Raw genomic sequence first — 3,883 nt, 5'->3', positions numbered from 1 at the left:
TTTTCTTTCTTGAACTAAGATTCAATAACTTAACTAATTTCTATTTCAATCATAAAATATGATATGTTGACCTTAAGAATAATTCATAAACTTTACTATGTTTGCTTTAAAAACAATTCATTTAGAAAAGAAAGTCTCAAACGAAAATCAAATTATTCTTTTATTTGATTTAGATTCATTCTGTCCATGTATGTACCCTATGCTGTACACCATGAAATTTCTTAGATTTCAAAGTATCTCTACGCAGCATGCAGATTTAATCGCAATAAAATTTTGGTATGAATTTTGGTTTGAAAAGTTTGCCACGTCCTTTTGTGAGTCGTTCTATTCGACATCCTATAATTTTGAGATCATTCAATGTGAAATTGATAATTTCATTGTTTACTTAGAAAATAATAAAAAACTTGAAAGTAATCTTATACGGCTAAGCAATTCAGAACATATTAATTACACAACAATTGGTCATAGAGTTAGATCCTTCTTAAAGTTTTACAACTTCTTGATTAATGAATACTTAAGCATGCAATCACAGCCACAACTTACGTTGAAGGAAATTCAAAAAATTAAAGAAAACTTGAATAAATATATGACAATAAAGAAAAAAATTATAAATAATTTTTCAAAAGCCAATAAGACAATTAAAAGTGAGATAAATCATAATTTTAAGAGCATGAATCAGGAAATGATTAAAGGATTGTATTCAGTCATTTCACCAAGTAACTCTAATAAATACAATGAATTAAATCCTTTTAGATCTAAAAATGTACAACTCAGAAACTTTCTGATCATACATCTCATGCTCAACTATGGTCTTAGAATTGGTGAGCTTATGCTACTAACAACCAACTCTATTAAAAAATCAATTCAGAATCATAGTTTTAGTTTAATTATTACAAATACAGATGATGAGTTCGATGATCGATCAAAAAAGCCAAAAATCAAAAATGAATATTCGTACCGAGTAATTAAACTGCAGGAACGAGACTACAGAATTCTTCAAATCTATATAAATGAAATCCGAAAAGAAATTCCTTCACATATCTTATTTACATCCTTAAAGCCTCCCTATTCTGCTTTAAGTTTTCTAATAAAAGATCTAAATACGTATCTTTCATCAATTGAGATTCATTGTTATTCAATATATTGTAGGTTGAAAGTATCAAATGTGAAAGTTGAGGATCAGAACGTAGGGTTGATTCGATAGCAAGTTCGATAGGCTCATTAAATATTCCTTCATAGCTTTTTTTTAACCATGCTGGATCTAAATGCATCATTTTATAAGTGAAGCCGAGAGGATCTGGTGCATTACCATCATGAACTTCTTCAGGTTCAAGCATGAAAGTTTGACCTTGATAGCTATCAATAATTTTTTTTCTACAATTGAATTGTTGATGTCCTAACTCTGTTACCCCTATAAGATAACTTGAGTGTAGATGAGGATCGTATGCAAAGCCTTTGAAGTGGGCATGAATTAGTTCTATACCTGTAGACTTATCCTGTGTGACATTGACCCAATTGCTCATATTTACTTAATTAGTCCTAATGGATTTAGCTTATCAAAAATTATCTAATGAAGAAATTCTAAAATTAACATAATACACCTTATACAAAATGCCCTTGTAAGCCCTTAATCAAGGGCATTTTTAGTCTCTACTTAACATAAAATTTTGGTGGTGCTTCAAAAAGTATGCTGCCTTTAAATGAAGCCATTATTGATGTAAAAGAAAAGAAGGCTAAATCAAAAGCTTTAAAATGGTTTTCAAGCTTTTTTGAAAAATTACAGCTTCTTCTGAAGCTACGCCTAATTCTATGCCTTATTTTGCAATTATTGCCTTCAATACCTACAGTAAAAAATTTACCAATACTTTGCTTACCATTTTTAAAAGCAGTGATGAAACTGTCCCAATGATCACTTGCAATTCGGGTGTAGTGAATATCTAATTGTTTAAGCTTTGTCTTCAATTGTTAGACTGTAGCTAAATCTCGTTTACCCCAAACATAAGCAACAATTTCACCTGTTTCTCGATGATAGGCGTAAATAAGCCATTGTTTATTCTTTTTATTTCCAACAAAATTCCAGAACTCATCTACTTCGAGAGATTCATAATGACTTTGCTGAGGCTGAATTTCATAGGTTGATTCAGTTAAAGTACGTAAAACTTTACCGATACTGATGCGCTCAACTTCAGCAATATCTCGTATACCGCTGCCTCTGACCATCAACTGTAATATTTTACGAGTAATACCTGACTTACATCCTAGATAGCTCAGTGCATGATCACCAATAAACTGACGTTTACAGTCTTTGCACTGATAGTTTTGTTTCCCATCTACTTTGATACCATTTTTCTTTATACTATCACTGAGGCAGGTTGGACATTTGATTGCTAGAGTTATTTGCATTTCTCTATTTTATCAAAATCCAATCGGCTTTTTCTTCAGCATACTTTTTGAAACACTACCAAAAATAGATTAACCTCAAACTTCTAATTCTTATAAATAATGAAAAACACCCAACTTATCTAGCACATCTAAAGACAATTGTTTACGTAGAGCAATATCATCACCAGCTTTCATTTGCATATTTAAAGCAAATGCCACCACTTGCCCATCTGCCTTTTCAACAAAACCCACATACCAACCCACTTGCGGGTCTACAGCCATTCCCCAGCCACTTTTAGCATATAGACGATTCTCCCCTCTGCGCTCTACATACAACATCTCTTTCACTTGTTGCTGAACTTCAGGTTTAAAAGGCAATTGCCCTTGGGCTAAATCATACACAAACTTTACTTCTTGTATAGGTGTAATTGTCAAAGGCCCTTTCAACCAAAATTGATCAACTTCCGTGCCTATTTGCATATTGCCATAACCAATACGTTGCAATTCACTTTGCATTAAGCTTGGACCAATACGACGTGCCAATTCTTGATATACAGGCACTGTAGATGCTTGCATGGCTTCGCCCAAAGTAAAATCTTTGTCCCATGCTTTAAAAAAACGTGGCTTTCCATCCCACTTAAATATTTCTGTAGATGTTGCTTTATGATTTTCTAAACCAATTAGTGCATTGGCAATTTTAAATGTAGATGCAGGAATATAAGCTGTTTTTGCTCGGTCTAAATGCGTGCCATATTTTTTAATATTTTGACCATCATATGTGACAAACACAGCATCAGCTGAGATTTCATTAAAAAGCGCTTGAACATTCTGATCGATGATTGAGTTATTCACTTGTGGAATTGTACTTGTTTTTGCTCGACTCATACTATGCTCAGCACAAGCCCCAATACTTATGCTTAAGCAAACTAAACTCAATATTTTTAATAATTTCATGATATACAACTTTAAAATTTGGTAGTGTTTCAAAAAGTATGCTGAAGAAAAAGCCGATTGGATTTTGATAAAATAGAGAAATGCAAATAACTCTAGCAATCAAATGTCCAACCTGCCTCAGTGATAGTATAAAGAAAAATGGTATCAAAGTAGATGGGAAACAAAACTATCAGTGCAAAGACTGTAAACGTCAGTTTATTGGTGATCATGCACTGAGCTATCTAGGATGTAAGTCAGGTATTACTCGTAAAATATTACAGTTGATGGTCAGAGGCAGCGGTATACGAGATATTGCTGAAGTTGAGCGCATCAGTATCGGTAAAGTTTTACGTACTTTAACTGAATCAACCTATGAAATTCAGCCTCAGCAAAGTCATTATGAATCTCTCGAAGTAGATGAGTTCTGGAATTTTGTTGGAAATAAAAAGAATAAACAATGGCTTATTTTTGTTCAAAAGTCATATTTTACCTCGGAGAAACCGGACATTTTTATTGGTGAGAATATAGACACTTTAAATGGGTTCTAACACTCTCGTTTCGTATAACA

At 32.7% G+C, this 3,883-nt stretch carries 2 protein-coding genes and 3 pseudogenes; 2 read left to right on the top strand and 3 right to left on the bottom strand.

Translation table 11 applies throughout. The features are described 5' to 3' along the window. Positions 1 to 97: 97 nt before the first annotated feature. Positions 98 to 1,084: pseudogene (locus tag HYG89_RS16070) on the top strand (site-specific integrase); the annotation flags it as partial. On the opposite strand, the gene HYG89_RS15670 reads toward HYG89_RS16070, so the two are convergent. The 3 genes and pseudogenes from HYG89_RS15670 to HYG89_RS15660 form a co-directional block, all read right to left on the bottom strand. Further along, on the bottom strand, positions 1,047 to 1,523 hold the full coding sequence (locus HYG89_RS15670; RefSeq protein WP_074163966.1) for an AraC family ligand binding domain-containing protein: 477 nt from the start codon (positions 1,521 to 1,523) through the stop codon (positions 1,047 to 1,049). The pseudogene HYG89_RS16070 and the gene HYG89_RS15670 sit on opposite strands and share 38 nt — an antisense overlap. Positions 1,524 to 1,696: 173 nt before the next feature. Continuing rightward, a pseudogene (locus tag HYG89_RS15665) lies at positions 1,697 to 2,403 on the bottom strand (IS1 family transposase). Positions 2,404 to 2,493: 90 nt separating this feature from the next. Beyond that, the gene (locus tag HYG89_RS15660; protein ID WP_002002480.1) at positions 2,494 to 3,336 is read right to left on the bottom strand and encodes a carbapenem-hydrolyzing class D beta-lactamase OXA-58; all 843 of its coding nucleotides are present in this window, start codon (positions 3,334 to 3,336) and stop codon (positions 2,494 to 2,496) included. A gap of 80 nt (positions 3,337 to 3,416) precedes the next feature. On the opposite strand from HYG89_RS15660, the pseudogene HYG89_RS15655 reads away from it, so the two are divergent. Further along, positions 3,417 to 3,785: pseudogene (locus HYG89_RS15655) on the top strand (IS1-like element ISAba3 family transposase); the annotation flags it as partial. Positions 3,786 to 3,883: the final 98 nt, after the last annotated feature.

The organism is Acinetobacter sp. SwsAc5 (assembly GCF_013391485.1).
In the GTDB taxonomy this organism is placed as follows: domain Bacteria; phylum Pseudomonadota; class Gammaproteobacteria; order Pseudomonadales; family Moraxellaceae; genus Acinetobacter; species Acinetobacter towneri.
The sequence above is the reverse complement of the archived record's forward strand: the minus strand, read 5'-3'. Positions and strand labels throughout refer to the sequence as shown.